This is a genomic window from Halomonas sp. TD01 (assembly GCF_923868895.1).
In the GTDB taxonomy this organism is placed as follows: domain Bacteria; phylum Pseudomonadota; class Gammaproteobacteria; order Pseudomonadales; family Halomonadaceae; genus Vreelandella.
Map to the genome: position 1 here is coordinate 774,972 of NZ_OV350343.1, position 19,376 is coordinate 794,347.

Below are 19,376 nucleotides of genomic sequence, written 5' to 3' on the forward strand. Positions count from 1 at the left end.
TATGCGGGCCAGTTTTTTTGGCTACTAAGTTGCTTCCGAGCGGCTTAGGCGGCAAGCGGCATACTTGAACTCTGGAATCTTTCCGTAAGGGTCCAGCGCTGGGTTAGTGAGTAAATTTGCAGCGGCTTCGCCATAACAGAAAGGCACGAAGACCATCCCCTCTGGCATTCCTGGGTCAACCCTCGCTTTAAGAGTAATGGCGCCTCGGCGAGTAGCAATTGTCAGATCATCACCCGGCGCCATGCCAAGCCTTACCAGCTCAGCTGGCGCCAAGCTCGCCACGGCTTCCGGCTCCAGGTCATCGAGCACTTTGGCGCGACGGGTCATTGATCCGGTATGCCAGTGCTCTAACTGACGGCCAGTGGTCAGCACCGTCGGATAGTCGTTATCTACCGGCTCATCCGGGGGCAGTGGCCGCGTAGGCGCGAACTTAGCCCGCCCACTGACGGTTGGGAAGACCTCACTGAAGACCACGTCTTGTCCCGGTGCATCCTCCGCTGAGCAAGGGTAAGTCACCGACTGCTCGCGCTCCAAACGCTCCCAGGAAATATTATCGAGAGAGGCCATGCCGCGCTTCATTTCAGCAAACACATCACGCGGATGCTGGTAGTTCCAATCCAGGCCGAAGCGTTTAGCCATTTCCTGGATGATCCACCAGTCCGGCTTGGCCTGGCCCGGTAGCGGCAAGGCCGCACGCCCCATCTGCACTTGCCTATTGGTGTTGGTGACGGTGCCGTCCTTCTCGGGCCAAGCGGAGGCCGGCAGAATGACATCGGCGAATTGAGCGGTTTCAGTGACAAAAAGATCCTGTACCACCAGATGTTCCAGCTTGGCCAACGCGGCCCGGGCATGAGCCAGGTCTGGATCGGACATCGCCGGGTTTTCCCCCTGGATATACATGCCGCGAATGGTGCCCGCAGCGATAGCATCCATAATTTCCACCACGGTGAGACCCGGCGTGGGATCCAGTTTGGTATTCCACAGCTCTTCGAAAGCACTGCGTACCTGAGCATCGCTGACCGGCTGGTAGTCCGGCATCACCATGGGAATAAGGCCAGCATCAGACGCCCCTTGAACGTTGTTTTGCCCCCGCAGAGGATGCAAACCAGTGCCAGGACGCCCGGTTTGGCCACAAGCCAGCGCCAGCGAGATCAAACAGCGGGCGTTGTCGGTGCCGTGGGTGTGTTGAGAAATTCCCATGCCCCAGAAAATCATCGCCCGCTCGGCAGTCGCATAGAGCCGCGCCACCTCGCGGATGGTCTCTGGCTCGACACCGCACAGGCCGCTCATCGCTTCGGGGGTCATGTCCACCGTATGTGTCTTCAGTGCCTCAAAGCCCTCGGTATGCTCGGTGATATAGGCCGTGTCATAGAGCTCTTCGCTGATGATTACATTGAGCATGGCATTAAACAGCGCCACATCCGTACCCAGTGAAAAGCGAACGCTGCGATGGGCGTAGGCATCCAACGCCTGACCACGGGGGTCGAGTATCACTATTTTGGTACCGCGCTTGGCGGCCTGTTTAAAGAAGGTGGCCGCCACCGGATGGTTTACCGCGGGGTTACAGCCGGTAAGAATCACTACATCGGCCTGACTGGCCTGCATAAAGGAAGCGGTTACCGAACCGGAGCCGATACACTCCATGAGCGCTGCCACCGAACTGGCGTGACACAAGCGCGTACAGTGATCCACATGGTTGGAACCAAAGCCGGTACGCACTAGCTTCTGGAAAAGCCACGCCTCCTCATTGGAGCACTTGGCGCTGCCAAAACCAGCCAAGGCGTCAGGGCCATGATTCACTTTTAGGTTCACAAGCCCACTGGCGGCAAACTCCAGGGCTTCATCCCAGCTTGCCTCGCGGAAATGCGTCAAGGGGTTGGCGGGGTCGAAGTCTGGATCGATTCCCTTTGCGACACCCTCGCGACGGATCAGCGGAGTAACAAGCCGGGATGGATGGCGCGGATAATCATAACCAAAGCGCCCTTTGACACACAGACGGCTCTCGTTCGAAGGGCCGTTCCTGCCCTCCACATAAAGGATCTTATCGTCCTTGATATGGTAGGTAAGCTGACAGCCAACCCCGCAGTAGGGACACACTGAGTCAACCTTGCGGTCAGCCACAGCAGAGTCTCCGTGACCCTGCTCATCCACTAGGGTGGCAGGCATTAAAGCACCCGTGGGGCAGGCTTGAACACACTCGCCGCAAGCAACACAGGTGCTGTCCCCCATGGGGTCGTCGAAATCAAATACGATCTTAGACGCCGCCCCACGGTGAGCCAGTCCGATAACATCGTTAACCTGCACGTCGCGACAGGCACGCACACACAGATTGCACTCAATACAGGCATCAAGGTTAACGCGCATGGCAGAGTGGCTGCTGTCTTGCTCCAGGCTACCCGCCCTAGGCGCCACATGGTGCACGGTAGCTGTCTCACGCTCTTCGCGCTTGGGCAGCTTGCGGCGCACTGCCGTGGCATCAATGGCCAGCTGGTCAGCCATGGTCCAGAAATGGCTTGAGCTGTCGGGGCTCTCTTCGCGCTCAGGCTGGTCGACCAGCAGCATTTCCATGACCATCTTGCGGGCCGTGTGTGCACGTTCAGAGCTGGCACTATTAACCACCATACCGGGAGCCGCCTGACGCAGACAGCTTGCGGCCAAGGTGCGCTCGCCCTCGATTTCCACCATACAAGCACGGCAGTTGCCGTCGGCGCGGTAGCCGCTGGCATCCTTGAAACAGAGATGCGGAATGGTCTCGCCTGCACGCTTGGCGACTTGCCAGAGGGTTTCACCGGGGTAGGCGCTGACGTCAACGCCGTCCAGGGTCAGGGTAAAGCTTTGGTTTAAGCTCGGTTCACTCATACTGATCTCCCTTATCCCTTGACGATAACGTTCTGGGCAGCCAGTTCACTGCGAAAATCCTTGAGCAAGCCCAATACTGGGTTAGGTGCCGCCTGACCAAGCCCACAAATAGAAGCATCTACCATCACTTGGGAGAGTTGCGTCATAAGCCCAGCATCCCATTCATTACGCTCAAGCAGCGTCAGCATTTTTTCTGTTCCCACTCGACACGGCGTGCATTGACCACAGGACTCATCGGCAAAGAAAGCCAGTAGGTTGGTAGCAACCCCGCGCAGATTGTCCTGATCGGAAAGCACGATCACCGCGGCTGAGCCAATAAAACAGCCGTGCTCCTGGAGGGTATCGAAGTCGAGAGGAATATTGGCTTTAGTGGCGGGCAGAATACCGCCAGAGGCGCCACCAGGTAGATAAGCCGCCAAGCGGTGACCTTCCGCCATGCCGCCACAATACTCGTCAATTAACTCGTTTAGCGTAATGCCAGCTGGCGCCAGATAAACGCCAGGCTGCTTAACGCGCCCCGAAACAGAGAAACTGCGCAGCCCCACACGGCCATGGCGGCCCTGACTGGAGAAGGCCTCCGCGCCACGCTGCCAAATCATCGGAATCCAGTAGACGGTCTCGACGTTATTGACCAGCGTTGGGCGGTCCAAGAGCCCTTTCTGAGCCACAAACGGAGGACGATGGCGGGGCTTGCCCGGCTTGCCTTCCAGGGACTCGATCATCGCCGACTCTTCGCCGCAGATGTAAGCACCCGCTCCGCGGCGCAGCACGATATACCCCGGCGCTACTAGGCCAGCGTCCTCAAGCTCGCCAATCGCCTCGCGCAGCACGACATGTAACGCTGGATACTCGTCACGTAGGTAGATATACAGCGCCTCAGCGTCTACCGCCCAAGCACTGACCAAGGCACCTTCAAGAAACTGGTGCGGCGCACGCTCCAGATAATAACGGTCCTTAAAGGTACCGGGTTCGCCCTCATCAGCATTAATGGCACAGTAGCGGGGACCAGCCTCCTGACGCACAAAGTGCCATTTCTTAAAAGTAGGAAAACCCGCGCCCCCTAAGCCGCGGAGGTTGGCCTGCTGCATCGCTTCCATCAATGCTTCAACCGTCACTTCCCCGCTGCGGCAGGCCTGGAGCAATGCAAAACCACCCTCGCTGCGATAGCTATCAAGTCGTTGCCAATCGATAGGTTCGGGGTGAGTGTCGTCGGCATCGATAGCTGCCTGAACTTGAGCCACATCGGCTCGACCTAAGTGGTGATGGCCGACCTCCACTACGGGCGCTGTATCGCAGCGCCCCATGCATGGCGCGCGCAACACCCGTACCTGCTCGATATCGACGTTTGCTTCCAACTGCGCTTTAAGCGCCTCAGCGCCAGCTAACTGGCAAGCCAGAGAGTCACAAACGCGGATAGTCAACGCCGGGGGCACGTCCTGGTCGTCATGGATGACATCGAAGTGAGCATAAAAGGTTGCTGTCTCATAGATCGCTGCCATAGGCAGGTTCATATAAGCCGCCAGGGCACGCAGGTCTGCCAACAACAAATGCCCTCGGGCATCCTGAAGAGCATGCAGGTGTTCGATTAATAAATCGCGTCGACGCAATGCGGCATCGTTGCGTTCATCGCCCAGCAGTTCACGCAATCCCTCAAGACGGATGGGATCGAGTTCACGGCCGCGGGGCTTGCCGCGAAAGCGGCGCTTGGGGGTCACGGTCTGGACGGTCATGGGTCACTCATTATTATCTTGATCGGCGGTATACCGAATGAACGAAGACGGCACCCCGCGGGGTGCCGTCTAGGGTCTTACTATCTATCCTGAACGATCTATTTCGATCTATCTATTTCTAACTACCTGTTTCGAGCTATCTATCTCGTATCCCCTGCGGGCAGGCAGGCACTTCCGCCTTATGCAGGCACACTGCCGTGGGGATCAATGACGAATTTCTTGGCGGCTCCGCCATCGAAGTCGGCATACCCTTGGGGCGCCTGATCCAGGGTGATCATCTGTACATTTACCGCATCGGCGATCTTAACTTTACCGAATAGGATAGCCTGCATCAGCGGGCGGTGATACTTCATTACCGGGCACTGTCCGGTATGAAAACTGTGGGATTTGGCCCATCCGAGGCCAAAGCGCATGCTCAAAGCACCTTGCTTGGCGGCATCATCAGCGGCACCGGGGTCTTCGGTCACATACAGGCCAGGAATACCGATTTGGCCGCCCGCGCGAGTTAGCGACATCGCCGAGTTAAGCACGGTCGCGGGTGCTTCTTTACCATGGTTGCACCCGCAGGCGTGGGCTTCGAAACCGACACAGTCGACAAAGGCATCGACTTCACGCTCGCCGAGAATCACCTCAATCTTATCGGCCATATCGCCGTCCTGGGTCAGGTCAATGGTCTCGCAGCCAAAGCTTCTCGCTTGGGCTAAACGGTCTTCGACCATATCGCCGACAATCACACAAGCCGCGCCAAGCAACTGAGCAGAAACTGCCGCCGCCAGACCCACAGGGCCAGCACCCGCAATATAGACAGTACTGCCGGGGCCAACACCAGCAGTAACGCAACCATGGAAGCCGGTGGGGAAGATATCGGAAAGCAGGGTTAAATCTTTGATTTTCTCCATCGCTTGATCGGTGTCCGGGAACTTCAGCAGATTGAAGTCCGCGTAGGGAACCATGACATATTCGGTCTGGCCACCCACCCAGCCACCCATATCGACATAGCCATAAGCAGCCCCCGGACGAGAGGGGTTCACGTTAAGGCAGATGCCGGTACGGCCTTCTTTACAGTTACGGCAGCGACCGCAGGCAATATTAAACGGCACAGAGACTAGATCGCCGGGCTGGATAAACTCGACGTCGCGGCCACACTCGACCACCAAGCCGGTGATTTCGTGACCCAGCACCAAACCGGATGGCGCAGTGGTGCGGCCGCGCACCATATGCTGGTCGCTGCCACAGATGTTGGTGGTGACGACTTTAAGAATTACGCCGTGCTCACACTTTCGATTACCGATGGCGAGCTCAGGATAGGCAATAGATTCGACGGCGACTTCACCCGGCCCTTTATAGACCACTCCGCGGTTGGCTGCATTCATGGCTAGCTCCTGTTGTTTATTGTTGTGCGCTTGATGGTGGATTGCGCTTTCCCACCCTATCCCCTCCGTGCCTAAGGACTTACCCCACAAAGGCACTCACATATCTATTCAAGACATCCTAGTCAGGACGAATAGCTAGAGGTCGCTTTCACGACACTCTTCCCCTGAAACAGGCCCAACAATTCGCTGTGTCGGCGATGCGGGCGCATAGCCGATATCTAACAATAGCTACCAAGGACATCTAATGAAGAACAATGACGATCCTGTCCTGTCGCCCGGACAGGACAATACTCAGATAATGGGGTTAGATTTTCATAACCCCGTATTCCCACTCTCCGCTCTCGCCATTCTGCTATTCATTCTTTACGCTCTTATTTACCCGGATGCCGCTAATACGCAGCTTGGGCTTGCAAAGAACTGGTCAATTGAACACTTTGACTGGCTGTTTATGATTGCAGGCAATACCTTTGTGGTGTTCTGCCTCGTACTGATCTGCTTGCCACTCGGGCGAATTCGTTTGGGCGGCAGCGATGCCAAGCCGGAGTACTCGCGCACCTCCTGGTTCGCCATGCTATTTGCGGCGGGCATGGGTATCGGCCTGATGTTCTGGAGCGTTGCTGAGCCGGTGGCCTACTACACCAACTGGTACGGTACGCCCCTAAATGCCCCAGCAGGTACCTCGGATGGCGCCAGTGCCGCCATGGGCGCGACCATGTTCCATTGGGGGCTGCACCCCTGGGCAATCTACGCAGTCGTCGCACTCTCGCTGGCGTTCTTTGCCTATAATAAGGGCTTGCCACTCACGCTTCGCTCCGCCTTTTATCCACTTCTAGGTGAGCATACCCGCGGCTGGGCAGGCCATATCATCGATATTCTTGCCGTGCTCGCCACCATTTTCGGCCTCGCCACCTCGCTCGGCTTTGGCGCTACCCAAGCGGCAGGTGGGCTCGCCTACCTGTTCGGTATCCCCAACACTATCGGTACCCAGCTGGCGATTATCCTAGTGGTCACGGTGATTGCGCTGATTTCGGTATGGCGGGGTATCGACGGTGGCGTAAAGCTGTTCTCAAATATCAATATGATCATCGCGGCGATACTGCTTCTATTCGTTGTGATAGCAGGCCCGACCCTGATGATATTGACTGGGATTGGCACCACGACGCTAGACTATGTGAGCCACCTTTTGCCGCTGTCGAACTGGATTGGCCGCGACGATGACACTTGGTATCACGGCTGGACCATCTTTTACTGGGCGTGGTGGATCTCCTGGTCTCCGTTTGTCGGCATGTTTATCGCTCGCGTATCGCGTGGTCGCACCGTTCGGGAGTTTCTAATTGCCGTGCTGCTGGTGCCAACGCTAGTCACGCTGGTTTGGATGAGCGCCTTCGGCGGCACAGCGCTTTTTCAGGCAACTAACGGCGTAGGCGAACTGGCCAACGGCATTGGTGATGTCTCGCTAGCCATGTTCCATATGCTGGAACAGTTGCCTCTCACCAGCATAACGTCAACACTAGCCATTATTCTGGTGTTGGTTTTCTTCATCACTTCATCAGACTCCGGCTCGTTGGTAATCGATAACATCACGGCCGGTGGCAAAACCGATGCCCCTAAGGGCCAGCGTGTTTTCTGGGCCGCACTTGAAGGTGTCATTGCGGGTGTGCTGTTGTATGGCGGCGGCAGCACCGCGCTCAGTGCACTTCAGGCGGGCGCAGTAGCCACAGGGCTGCCCTTCACACTGGTACTATTAATAATGTGCGTCAGCCTTTATGTAGGCCTTAATAAGGAGTGGCGACAGCTTAACGCGATACCCAAAACCGCTAAGTAATCTCCCCCGCAACCGCCCGCCTAACCAGCAGGCGGTTGTCCTCGTTTACCGACCAGGAACTAAGACAATGCAGTCAAATTCTTACCATCGCGGTCTGGCCATGGTGATACTGGGTGTGGTGTTTCTCAGTTTCGACGGTCTGCTGATCCGCCTAGCCAACACCGATGGCTGGACCATCGTATTCTGGCGTGGTTTTTTGATGTTCTGCGTACTGGGAGTCTTGTGCTGTGTGGGTAGTCGATTAGGGACGCTGAGAAGCCATCCGTTTTCGTCACTCGCCTCAGCGCTGCTGCTGGGTCTAATGTCGAGCCTCTTCGTGCTAGCCGTGATGAACGCCAATGTGGCCAACGTGGTAGTAATACTGAGCACAGCGCCACTGTTTGCCGCACTGTTTTCACGAGTTTTCCTACATGAAAAGGTGCCGCTAAGAACGTTGCTAGCCATTGCCGTCTGCATGTTGGGTATGGGGTTGGTGTTCTTGGGCGAGGGAGCCATGGGAATGCTGGTGGGCAACCTGTATGCCTTAACGGCCGCGGCCGCCATCGGCGGTAACCTGACCTTGCTACGCCGCTATCCAGCCATTGACCCCATGACGGTGATTGCCGGTGGCGGACTGCTCTCAGCGGCAATTGCTCTGCCCATGGCTTCGCCGCTGGCGCTTGATGCCGAGCGTTATGGCGTGCTGGCACTGATGGGGCTAGTGCAGATGCCTCTAGCCACGGTGCTGATCAATAGCGCCACCCGCTACCTGCCATCTACCGAGGTGGCACTGTTTTATCTGGTGGAAACCGCATTGGGTACACTATGGGTGTGGTGGCTACTAGGCGAGACGCCGACGGCATCAACGCTACTGGGCGGGGCCATCGTCATTACGGTGCTAGTGCTACACGCTTGGATGGGGTTACACCTGGAAAGACAGCGCCTGCGGCTTTATCCAGGCTTTGCTGGCAAATAGCGCCATCAGAAAGCCCGCCAGGAAAGGCGGGCTTGAACAGCGATTAAATGTTTAATGACCAAGCAGCTTCAGCGCAGCACGTCCTCTTCCTTGAGTAGCTTGTAGATCGCCTCGGCGCCCTCTTCGGGGGTGACGTCGGTGAGCACTTGCCCGCCCTTGCCCTCGGCTTTGGAAGCCGCCGCTTTGAAACGATCTCTGGCTGAGGCGGCTTTAATGATTTTCAGACGCTTAGGCCGTTTACGTGCGGGGCTCAAGTGCCACTGGGCCAACTCACTGTCGGCTTCAGAGGTAGTGGGCGCCACCGAGAAGCTGGCTCGACGAGCCGGGCCGAAGGCGCTCTGACGCGCCGCCGGCGCTGCTTCATCCACGCTGATGATGGCGGGCAAGCGCACCTTGAGACGGCGACGCTGGCCCCGTGGCAACGCTTGAAGCAGCGTTATCACACCATTCTCCACTGTCTCTATCGACGCCAAGCTATTCACTAACGGCCAACCGAGATGCTCAGCCAACGCATAGGGCAAAAGCCCAGAACCTTCTCCGCGCTCGGCCCGGGCACCGGTGATCACTAGTTGGGGCGAGGTAGCGGCTAAATGTTCCACCAGCGGTAGAATGGCATCGCTGCCATCGGGCTGCTCCAGCAAGGTCATAGACTCAAGCCCCATACCAACGCCTGTGGCCATACCCAAGTAACTGCGCAGAGCTGCCTCGCTGTCGACATCCTGAGAACCAGCGTGCAGTACGTCAATCCGGCTACCCGGCAGTTCTGCTTCCATGGCTAGAGCAAGTTCCAGACCCCGTGCATCCTGCTCGGCGCGCCTCGCACGACCGGTTGTGGGGTGACGGCCTATGGAGACCAGCACCGCCACGTCGATACCCGGCTTTTGTTGTTTTTGCTGTTGTTCAGGCCGCATCGCGCTGCCCTCCTCGCTGCTGTTCCACCATCGCCACTAACGCAGCAAGAATTTGCGTGCTGTCGCCTATCACCGCCAGGTCTGCGCGTTTGATCATGTCGCACCCCGGATCGAGATTGATGGCCACCACCTTGTCGCAGCGCTGAATGCCCTGCAGGTGCTGGATAGCGCCTGAAATCCCCACCGCCATATAGACTCGGGCGGTTACCCAGGTACCGGTCGCGCCTACCTGCCGGTCGCGGGCCATAAAGCCGTCGTCTACCGCAACACGCGAGGCCCCTTCGGTAGCGCCCAGTACTTTCGCGGCATGATGGAAGGCGTCCCACTGTTTAACACCATTGCCACCAGAGAGGATGAACTCAGCCTCGGCCAACGCCACGCCAGCGGGATCCACCGCCACCTGACCCAGATCTTCAATGCGCGATAGAGTGGTGGGAATGGACGCTGCCAAGGTCAGGTGTTCGGCCGCATGTCGGGTCTCGTCCACCGGTTCGGCGCACTCGGCCAACGCCAGGGCAACCCGTGGCAGAGGGCGCTGGATATCCAAACTTCCAGCGGCGCCACGGGCAGTGCACTGCCAGCCCAGAGGTGCCTCATCGTCAGCTTCAATCTGCCACACCCCTGTAGCAGCGCGTTCACCCAGGCGTAAGGCAAGCCGCCGCCCCAGATCAGCTCCGCCTAGGGGTGAATCCGGCAACAGCCAGAAACGCGGCGTCATCTCCCGTTCGACGGCACTTAACACCGCTAACCGTGCCTCGGGAGCAAACCCAGCGTAAAGCTCATCATCAAGATGTACGACGCGATCAATCCCAGCTTCGCCCAGCGCTTGCTTCTTAAGCTCGCCGCCCCACTCGCCTTTATGCTCACCAAACAGGATCGCCACCACGGCGCCTGGCTGTTCGGCGTCGGCATCCGCCACGCGTCTGGCTAGTCCCAGCAGATCCTTATCATGGCTAGAAAGGCGTCCACCGATCAGGTCAGGTACCACGGCCACTAGAAAAGCGGGCTGATCAATAGTCACTGTACGGCGGCTATCGCTAGCCACGGCGGTTGCCGCGCTGGAATGCCCTCCTTGCTGGAGGCCGCTACGATCAATTCGTTTAACGCCATTGGGGCCGATAAAGCCAATAGCGCGAGGATTCTTACGCACCACGCCGTTGGGCCCCACCCATTCGCTGACCGCTCCGCCGCCCCTGTTTACACCAAGAGCGGCCAGCACCGCGGCGTTGTCGGGGTGCAGACGGTTTCGGGCGATCCACTCACGACGTGGGTCGCGGCGAATAATTTCACTCATACGATCACCTCTTCAGCAGTCGTCGCTGTAGCGGTTCGCCGGGATACGCCAGACACATCATCAGCAGGACGCTCTACCAGGGCATCGGCTACCAGTTCAGCAATATCGCGCACTTCAGCGCTAGCATCCACCACGCCTTCCAGCATGGCAGTACACTGTGGACAGCCCACTGCCACCAGCTCGGCACCGCTCTCTTTAACGTCATTCATGCGCATATCGGGAATTCGTCGCTCACCAGGAATATCAGTGATTGGTGCCCCGCCGCCGCCACCGCAGCAGCGCGAACGAAACCCTGAGCGCTCCATCTCGGCAACTTGGATGCCCAGCGCTTTAAGAACTCGCCGAGGGGCTTCGTATTCACCGTTATAGCGTCCCAAGTAGCATGGGTCGTGATAAGTAACGCTGCCACCTTTCCAGGGAGCAAAGGTCAGCCGTCCGGCGTCATACAATTCCGCAATAAAGGTACTGTGGTGACGCACCTCGTAGTTGGCATTGCGATCGGTGCCACCCTGCCCCTCTTGAAGAAAGTCGCCATACTCATTGCCCAGCACATGAAAACTATGCGGATCACAGGTGACAATCTGCTGGAAGCGATACTTGGCCAGGGTGGCAATATTGCGCTTAGCCAGGGACTGGAACGTCGCTTCATCGCCCAATCGTCTTGCCACATCACCGCTGTCGCGCTCTTCAGCACCTAACACGGCGAAGTCTACCTCGGCTGCACGCAGCACTTTAACCAGGGCACGTAGGGTTCGTTGGTTACGCATATCAAAGGCGCCATCCCCCAACCACAACAGCACATCAACCTGCTTTAGGTCGGCCATTAGCGGTAGGTTAAGATCCGCCGCCCAGTTAAGCCGTGAGCCTGGGTCGAAACCGCCGGGGTTGTCGGTGGCAATCAGGTTGTCGAGCACCTCGGCACCTTTATTGGGTGTCTTGCCCCGCTCCAAGGTCAGGTGACGGCGCATATCGACAATCGCATCCACGTGCTCAATCATCATTGGGCACTCCTCGACACAGGCACGGCAGGTCGTGCACGACCAGAGAGTCTCAGCGTCAACCAACGCCTTTCCCTCTTTCATAACAACAGGCGCCACGATAGGCGCATGGGGAGCGCCTTGATGCTCTCCTACCGGCTTACCGGGATAAGGAGAACCGGCATAGCTAGCATCGCTACCACCAGCAAAACCCACCACCATATCCTGAATCAGTTTTTTAGGATTGAGCGGTTGGCCAGCAGCAAACGCAGGGCACACCGCCTCGCAACGACCGCACTGCACGCAGGCATCGAAGCCCAGCAGCTGGTTCCAGGTGAAGTCGGCAGGCTTTTCCACGCCCAAAGGTGCCGCTTTATCCTCAAGGTTCAGTGCTTTAAGCCCGGTTGACCGGCCGCCACCAAAGCGCTCGGCACGACGGTGAAAGGCGAGATGTAAGGCGCCAGCGAAGGCGTGCTTCATTGGGCCTCCCCAGGTCATGCCAAAGAACATTTCGCCCAGGCCCCAAACTACGACGCCCGCCAACACCAGCGCCAGAAGCCAGCTACCGCTGCCTTCTACTAACCCTTCAGGCAACAAACCTACTGTGGGCAGTGTGATCAGGAAGACGCCTATCGAAAACGCCATCAGGCTCTTTGGCAGCCGCATCCAGGGGCCCTTGGAGAGCCGTGCAGGCGGGTTAAGCCGCCGACGCGCCACGAACAGGCTACCGACGAACATGGAGGTGCTAGCCAGTAACAGCAACCCGCCTAGCAATGGGTTGGCGATACCAAGACCATGCACTAGGATCATCAGCACGGCGGCAGCCACGAAGCCCCCGGCGGTGGCTACGTGGGTATTGGAGATCATTTTGTCGCGCCCCACGACATGGTGCAGATCCACCAAATAGCGGCGCGGCAGGGCCATCAACCCCTGGAGCAGGTTCACCCGCGAGGGGCGCCCCTGACGCCACAAGCGTATACGGCGTACGGCACCGATCACCGCTAAAACCAAAGCGGTGAAAATCAGTATCGGCAAGAGCGTTTCGAGCATGGTACTCCCCTCCTTTTAGCCGTCAGAAGTCCTTGCAGATTCGCAGGGCGTCGTAGATGGCCGCATGGGTATTACGCGGTGCCGTGCAGTCGCCCAGGCGGAAGAGTAAAAAGCCGTCCCCTTCTTCGCTCAGGCTGGGCTGAGGCTGGATGGCATAGAGCGCCTCCAGATCCACCTGCCCTTTGTTGCGGGACTGCTCTTTGAGGGCGTAATAAAGCGCCTCGTCAGGACGCACGCCGTTTTCGACGACCACCTGATCAACCACTCGCTCTTCCAAGGCACCGGTGTACTCATTTTCGAGCACTGCCACGAGACCGTCGCCCTCGCGGTAGACCTTATGCAGCATCAAGTCAGAGGACATGATCACTTCTTTCTCGTACAGGCTGCGGTAGTAAGTGGGGAAGGTGGTGCCGCCCACCGCCGCGCCGGGCTTGATATCGTCGGTGACGATCTCTACCTTGGCGCCCTTATCAGCCAGATAGTCGGCCGCCGAGACGCCAGAGAATTCGCAGATGGCATCATAAATCAGCACGTTTTTGCCGGGTGCCACCTTGCCTGAGAGAATATCCCAAGTGCTGACCACCAGACTCTCCTCAGCATTCTCCGAATAGCCCCACTCCGGGTGCTGGCTAAGGAAGGGTTGGCCACCGGTGGCGAGCACCACGATATCGGGGCGTAGATCCAGCAAGGTTGCCTCATCGGCACGAGCCCCTAATCGCAGGTCGACTTTTAGGCGCGCCAACTCCAGCTGGTACCAGCGAGTGATACCGGCGATTTGGTCGCGCTGCGGAGCCTGAGCGGCGATAGTTATTTGCCCGCCCAGGGCGTCAGCCGCCTCAAACAGGGTGACATCATGACCGCGCTCAGCAGCAACGCGAGCTGCCTCCATGCCGCCGGGGCCGCCACCTACCACCACGACTTTGCGCTTAGCGCCCTCGGTCTTTTCAATGATATGCGGCAGGCCCATGTATTCCCGCGAGGTGGCAGCGTTTTGAATACACAGTACGTCCAGGCCCTGGTATTGGCGGTCGATGCAGTAGTTAGCCCCCACGCACTGCTTAATCTGGTCTATCTGCCCCATCTTGATCTTGGCGATCAGGTGAGGGTCAGCAATATGCGCCCGGGTCATGCCCACCAAGTCCACGTAGCCCCCTTCGAGAATACGCTGGGCCTGATTGGGATCTTTAATATTCTGGGCGTGGATTACCGGTACATTCACCACTTCCTTGATCCCCGCCGCCAGATGTAGAAAAGGCTCCGGTGGATAAGACATATTGGGGATAACGTTGGCCAGTGTGTTGTGAGTGTCGCAGCCAGAGCCGATGACGCCGAAAAAGTCGACCATTTTAGTGGCATCGTAATAAGCGGCGATTTGCTTCATGTCTTCATGCGAGAGACCATCCGGGTGGAATTCGTCGCCACAAATGCGCATACCCACCACGAAGTCATCGCCCACTTCGGCGCGCACCGCTTTGAGTACTTCCATGCCGAAGCGCATGCGATTTTCGAAACTACCGCCCCACTGGTCCTCGCGCTTATTGACCCGCGGGCTCCAGAACTGGTCGATTAGGTGCTGGTGAACGGCGGACAGCTCGACACCGTCGAGGCCGCCTTCCTTGGCCCGGCGCGCGGCCTGGGCGAAGTCACCGATGATGCGCCAAATCTCCTCCTCCTCGATGGTCTTGCAGGTGGAGCGGTGCACCGGCTCGCGGATACCAGAGGGGGATACCAGGGTCGACCAATCGAAGCCGTCCCAGCGTGAGCGGCGTCCCATATGGGTAATCTGGATCATGATCTTGCCACCATGCTTGTGCACGGCGTCCGCCAGATTCTGAAAGTGTGGAATGATGCGATCGGTAGAAAGGTTCACCGAACTCCACCAACCCTGGGGGCTATCAATGGACACCACTGATGAGCCACCGCAGATACACAGGCCACAGCCACCCTTAGATTTTTCTTCGTAATACCTGACGTAGCGCTCAGTCGTCATACCACCGTCAGTGGCATGCACCTCGGCATGGGCAGTACTGACCACACGGTTGCGGATGGTCAGCTTGCCGATCTCGATTGGCTCAAAGATTGCGTCAAATGCCATGGTTATCTCTCCTCGTACCCAGGGTTAGCGGGCAGCATCGGGCAGCGGTTTGACAGCGAAAACGCCGACATCACAGCCGGGTTCGGCAGCGCTCTGCGTCTGCTCAGCAATGGTGCGCAGCGAACTACCCCGTGCAGCGAGAATTTGATTCATGGCCCCAGCAAACCAGCCAGTGAACATGTACTCGACCTTGCGCCCAACCTTACCCAGTTGGTACACGAAGGCGCTATGTTCTAGCCGCACCTGAGCCGTGCCAGCGTCAAGATCAATCTGTTCGGTAATGAAGTGGCCCCAGCCACGCTGAGAGAGACGCAGCATGTAGTGCTCAAAAACGGCTTCACCTTCGAGGCCATGGCACTCGGCTTCTTTCTCACACCAGTGCCAGGCGCTCTTATAGCCAGCGTGATAGAGGATTTCAGCGTACTTTTCAGCACCTAGCGCCTCTTCGACGGCCACATGGTTGTTGATAAAAAAGTGCCGTGGTACATAGAGCATCGGCAGCGCATCAGTCGTCCAGACGCCGGTTTCACTATCGACTTCGATAGGCAGTGCGGGGGCCAGTTTGGTCACGGGTATCATCCTCTACATCATTATTCTTGGCTAAGGAGCAGGCTTATCCCATCGCTCCCATCAATCTTATGGAGCAAGCGTTTAGGCGCCCCAGACATCCTTGAGGACGCGCACCCAGTTCTCACCCATGACCTTCCTTACCTGAGTTTCACTAAAGCCGCGCTTAAGGAGCGCCTCGGTGAGATTGGGGAACTCTCCGATGGTGCGAATGCCTTTGGGATTAATGATCTTGCCAAAGTCTGTCAAACGACGGGCGTAGCCCTTGTCGTGAGTCAGCCACTCAAAGAACTCTTGACCGTGCCCTTGGGTGAAATCAGTGCCAATGCCGATAGCATCTTCACCAACGATATTCATGACGTACTCGATCGCTTCGCAGTAGTCTTCGATGGTGGAGTCGATGCCCTTTTTGAGAAAAGGCGCGAACATGGTGACACCAACGAAACCGCCGTGCTCAGCAATGAACTTGAGCTCTTGATCGGATTTGTTGCGCGGATGCTCTTTGAGACCGGAAGGCAGGCAGTGGGAATAACAGACCGGCTTTTTGGATTCGAGAATCACCTCTTCAGAGGTTTTCGCACCGACATGAGAGAGATCGCACATAATGCCAACACGGTTCATTTCGGCGACGATCTCACGGCCAAAGCCAGACAGGCCGCCGTCACGCTCGTAACAGCCGGTTCCCACTAGATTCTGGGTGTTGTAGCACATCTGCACGATGCCTACGCCCAGCTGCTTGAAGATCTCTACGTAGCCGATTTGATCCTCAAAGGCATGCGCATTCTGAAAGCCAAAGATGATCCCAGTCTTGCCCTCTTCTTTCGCACGCGTGATATCAGCGGTGGTGCGTACCGGGCGTACCAGGTCGCTACACTCGGCCATCAGTTGGTTCGACTTGACGATATTATCGACCGTGGCCTGAAACCCTTCCCACACCGAAACAGTGCAGTTAGCAGCTGTCAAACCACCGCGACGCATGTCCTCAAGCAGCTCACGATTCCATTTGGCGATAATCAAGCCATCGATGACGATAGCGTCATCGTGCAGTTCAGAGGGGGTCATAGCTAAGCTCCAACATTGATGTATGTAGCGAGCATAGCGCTGACGCTGGGTGGGGCTGCTCTTGGAAACGACGACGGAAATTCCAAAAACGTCATTGTGTCGTGAACACGACAGCTACTTGGGATCTTTTGATAGTTGCAGCAGCGTAGTTTCGATATAAAAAAACGTGCTACCCGACGCTGGGTAGCACGTTCTCATCGTCGGCTGCGTAGGAGATATCAGTCCAACAGTGTCACGCTGGCAAAGGTAGGCTCTCCCTGAGCACACGCAAGTGCCTGCTGAGCGCTTGAGAAAGGCTCATTGGTATTGGGTTCGCCTCCCCACCGCTTGATCAGCGGTGGCGACTTGGCGTGATTATTTCCTTGCCGATCGTGTACCCCGAGGCGCTCATTTCTTGGCGGTACGCCAAAGTATTCACGGTAACACTTAGAAAAATGGGGCGTCGAAACAAAGCCACAAACGGAAGCAATTTCGATGATCGATAAAGGCGTTTGCTTGAGCAACTGTCTAGCGCGCACTAAGCGCAGTTTGAGATAATAACGAGATGGTGAGCAGAGCAGGTAGCGTTGGAACAGACGTTCTAACTGACGACGCGAAACGTTGACATAACGAGCGAGCTCATCAAGTTCGATCGGTTCCTCAAGGTTGGATTCCATCAATGCGACGATCTCCAACAGCTTGGGCTGAGTAGTGCCTAACACGTGTTTGAGAGGGACGCGTTGCTGATCCTGCTCGTTACGCACACGCTCATAGATAAACATCTCGGAGATACCTGCCGACAGCTCGCGCCCATGGTCATGAGCAATCAGGTTAAGCATCATATCGAGCGGCGCGGTGCCGCCAGACGCCGTGAAGCGATCCCGATCAATCGAAAACAGAAAAGTCGTCAGAATGACGTTCGGGAAAGCTTCTTGCATGGAAGCCAAACACTCCCAGTGGATGCTGGTTTCATAGTGATCAAGCAGCCCCGCCTGGCCTAGCGCCCAGCTTCCCGTGCATACCGAACCTAAACGCCTTAGTTGACGCGACTGCGACTGGAGCCAACGCACATGCTCACGAGTAACACTATGCTGAGGCCCCACCCCTCCGCACACAACGACCCACTCCAAGGATAAGGGTGTGTGCATTGAGGCGTCTGGCGTCACCTGCAACCCATCGCTGGCACGTACCGGCAAACCGTCTTGGGTTAGGGTGTACCAGCGATACAGTTCACGGCCGGCCAGTTGATTGGCCATCCGCAAAGGGTCAATGGCTGAGGCCAGAGAAATTAGTGTGAAATTATCTAACAGGAGAAAACCAAGGGTTTGCGGTTCGCCCGCACGATGGAGATTTGCTGTCAGGTCTTTTGCTTTGTCTGATGTTATCGATTTACCCTCCGTCACCTTTAGATCATCAGTTTTTTTTCTTATTAGTATAGGTGGCGCTGGCGTTACTTAGTTTCCCCAATACGGCAGTGAGCACTCACTCGTGCTGGGTGGCATTACTCTTAAGTCGCATTTTGGCACGAATACGCCAAGTAGCGACAAAACCATCTTGCAAACCCAGCGATACGTCGCAAATGCAACACTGGAGGTCGCTCCCGAAACGATTGATAAGTGACCTAAGTTTTGTTTATGGAGAACGCTTTTTGTGATGGGCACTTTATTTACCGCCGTTTCCTTGAATCCTCCCTTCGTTGCCTGCATATCATGACGTAATCCACTTCAAGCGATGCAGAGCTTAATCATGTCCATTATCGACCCCCGTACTGGCAATCCGTTGACCACGGAACCCGCTAATACCGACAGTGAAGAAACGAGCGCGACTCGCCCTTCAGTTACACCTGAAGAAGTTATCATTGAGCTTAACGCTGGCAATATTCAGCAGGTGCTCGAAGCATCAATGCAGGTGCCAGTGCTACTGGGCTGTCATTCCCCTTCAAATACCAGTGGCAGCTCACTGCTAACGGTGCTGGAAAAGCTAGCCGTTGAGTACGCGGGCGCTTTCCTGCTTGGCAAACTGGACATTGAAGCAAACCCAGAAATCGCTAGCCAGTTAGGCGTGCGCTCAGCACCCGATGTTAAACTCGTTAGCCAAGGTGGCTTGGTCGATAGCTTCCAAGGCGCATTACCTGAAAAGGAGGTGCGTGAGTGGCTAAACCGCTACTTCCAGGCACCAGGCGATGCACCGCCTAGCCCAGAAGATCAAGCCGAAGAAGCGCTAACAGCGGGCGATGCAGCAGGCGCGCGAGAAATCTATCAAACTTTGATTAGCCAGTATCCAGAGCATTACGCCTACCAAATCGGCCTTGCCAGGGCACTAGTGGCTGAAAAACGCGGCGATGAAGCCCGCAGCGTGCTGGACAATTTGCCACCCGAAGAGCGCGATGCGGCACCTGCCCGCGGAGTACGCGCCAGTATCGAATTTAGCGAGCAGGCTCTTTCTGTTGAAGAAGTTGCCGCGCTGGGGGATCGCAATGACAGTGAAGCGCGCTATCAGCGTGCACTGCGCCATGTTGCCGATGGCCAATACGAAACAGGCCTTGAGGGGCTGCTTGGTTTGATGAAAGATGACCGCGCCTATAACGACGACGCGGCCCGTAAAACCTTATTGCAAGTATTCGACGCTCTGGGTGCCGACCATCCGCTAACCGTTACCTATCGGCGCAAGCTATTTGCCCTGTTGTACTGATCGGTACA

General features: G+C 56.9%; 13 protein-coding genes. 3 read left to right on the forward strand and 10 right to left on the reverse strand.

Annotated features, from left to right (window positions below):
• Nucleotides 1–24: 24 nt before the first annotated feature.
• The 3 genes from fdhF to fdhA all read right to left on the reverse strand — a co-directional run bounded on the left by fdhF (nucleotide 25) and on the right by fdhA (nucleotide 5,962).
• Entirely contained in the window at nucleotides 25–2,859 is a 2,835-nt protein-coding gene (gene fdhF / locus L1X57_RS03610; RefSeq protein ID WP_009724038.1) for a formate dehydrogenase subunit alpha, read from the reverse strand.
• 11 nt (nucleotides 2,860–2,870) lie between these two features.
• Entirely contained in the window at nucleotides 2,871–4,589 is a 1,719-nt protein-coding gene (locus tag L1X57_RS03615) for an NADH-ubiquinone oxidoreductase-F iron-sulfur binding region domain-containing protein (RefSeq protein WP_009724037.1), read from the reverse strand.
• A gap of 179 nt (nucleotides 4,590–4,768) precedes the next feature.
• Nucleotides 4,769–5,962, reverse strand: coding sequence for a formaldehyde dehydrogenase, glutathione-independent (gene fdhA / locus L1X57_RS03620; protein WP_009724036.1), 1,194 nt, complete (start codon nucleotides 5,960–5,962; stop codon nucleotides 4,769–4,771).
• A gap of 244 nt (nucleotides 5,963–6,206) precedes the next feature.
• Here fdhA and L1X57_RS03625 point away from each other — a divergent pair, with 244 nt between their 5' ends.
• Together L1X57_RS03625 and L1X57_RS03630 are read left to right on the forward strand one after the other, a co-directional pair.
• Complete coding sequence (locus L1X57_RS03625; RefSeq protein WP_234667929.1) at nucleotides 6,207–7,787, forward strand: BCCT family transporter; 1,581 nt, start codon at nucleotides 6,207–6,209, stop codon at nucleotides 7,785–7,787.
• A gap of 67 nt (nucleotides 7,788–7,854) precedes the next feature.
• Nucleotides 7,855–8,742, forward strand: coding sequence for a DMT family transporter (locus tag L1X57_RS03630; protein ID WP_009724033.1), 888 nt, complete (start codon nucleotides 7,855–7,857; stop codon nucleotides 8,740–8,742).
• A gap of 68 nt (nucleotides 8,743–8,810) precedes the next feature.
• Here L1X57_RS03630 and etfB read toward each other — a convergent pair whose 3' ends face one another.
• The 7 genes from etfB to L1X57_RS03665 form a co-directional block, all read right to left on the reverse strand.
• Entirely contained in the window at nucleotides 8,811–9,653 is an 843-nt protein-coding gene (etfB, locus tag L1X57_RS03635; protein ID WP_009724032.1) for an electron transfer flavoprotein subunit beta, read from the reverse strand.
• Entirely contained in the window at nucleotides 9,643–10,947 is a 1,305-nt protein-coding gene (gene etfA, locus L1X57_RS03640) for an electron transfer flavoprotein subunit alpha (RefSeq protein ID WP_009724031.1), read from the reverse strand. Before etfA ends, etfB begins: the two co-directional genes overlap by 11 nt.
• Nucleotides 10,944–12,974, reverse strand: a complete 2,031-nt coding sequence (locus L1X57_RS03645; RefSeq protein ID WP_234667930.1) for a (Fe-S)-binding protein — start codon at nucleotides 12,972–12,974, stop codon at nucleotides 10,944–10,946. The genes etfA and L1X57_RS03645 overlap by 4 nt, the downstream gene beginning before the upstream one ends.
• 22 nt (nucleotides 12,975–12,996) lie before the next feature.
• Entirely contained in the window at nucleotides 12,997–15,069 is a 2,073-nt protein-coding gene (dgcA, locus tag L1X57_RS03650; protein WP_009724029.1) for a dimethylglycine demethylation protein DgcA, read from the reverse strand.
• Between the two features lie 24 nt (nucleotides 15,070–15,093).
• Nucleotides 15,094–15,639: a 4-vinyl reductase gene (locus L1X57_RS03655; protein WP_009724028.1), complete on the reverse strand. Its 546-nt coding sequence runs from the start codon at nucleotides 15,637–15,639 to the stop codon at nucleotides 15,094–15,096.
• A gap of 81 nt (nucleotides 15,640–15,720) precedes the next feature.
• Nucleotides 15,721–16,698 (reverse strand): dipeptidase, encoded by a 978-nt coding sequence (locus tag L1X57_RS03660; RefSeq protein ID WP_009724027.1) that lies wholly within the window; start codon nucleotides 16,696–16,698, stop codon nucleotides 15,721–15,723.
• A 218-nt stretch (nucleotides 16,699–16,916) separates the two neighbouring features.
• Nucleotides 16,917–18,080: a GlxA family transcriptional regulator gene (locus L1X57_RS03665; RefSeq protein ID WP_009724026.1), complete on the reverse strand. Its 1,164-nt coding sequence runs from the start codon at nucleotides 18,078–18,080 to the stop codon at nucleotides 16,917–16,919.
• A 343-nt stretch (nucleotides 18,081–18,423) separates the two neighbouring features.
• Between L1X57_RS03665 and L1X57_RS03670 the strand changes: the two genes are divergently transcribed.
• Nucleotides 18,424–19,368: a co-chaperone YbbN gene (locus L1X57_RS03670; RefSeq protein ID WP_009724025.1), complete on the forward strand. Its 945-nt coding sequence runs from the start codon at nucleotides 18,424–18,426 to the stop codon at nucleotides 19,366–19,368.
• Nucleotides 19,369–19,376: the final 8 nt, after the last annotated feature.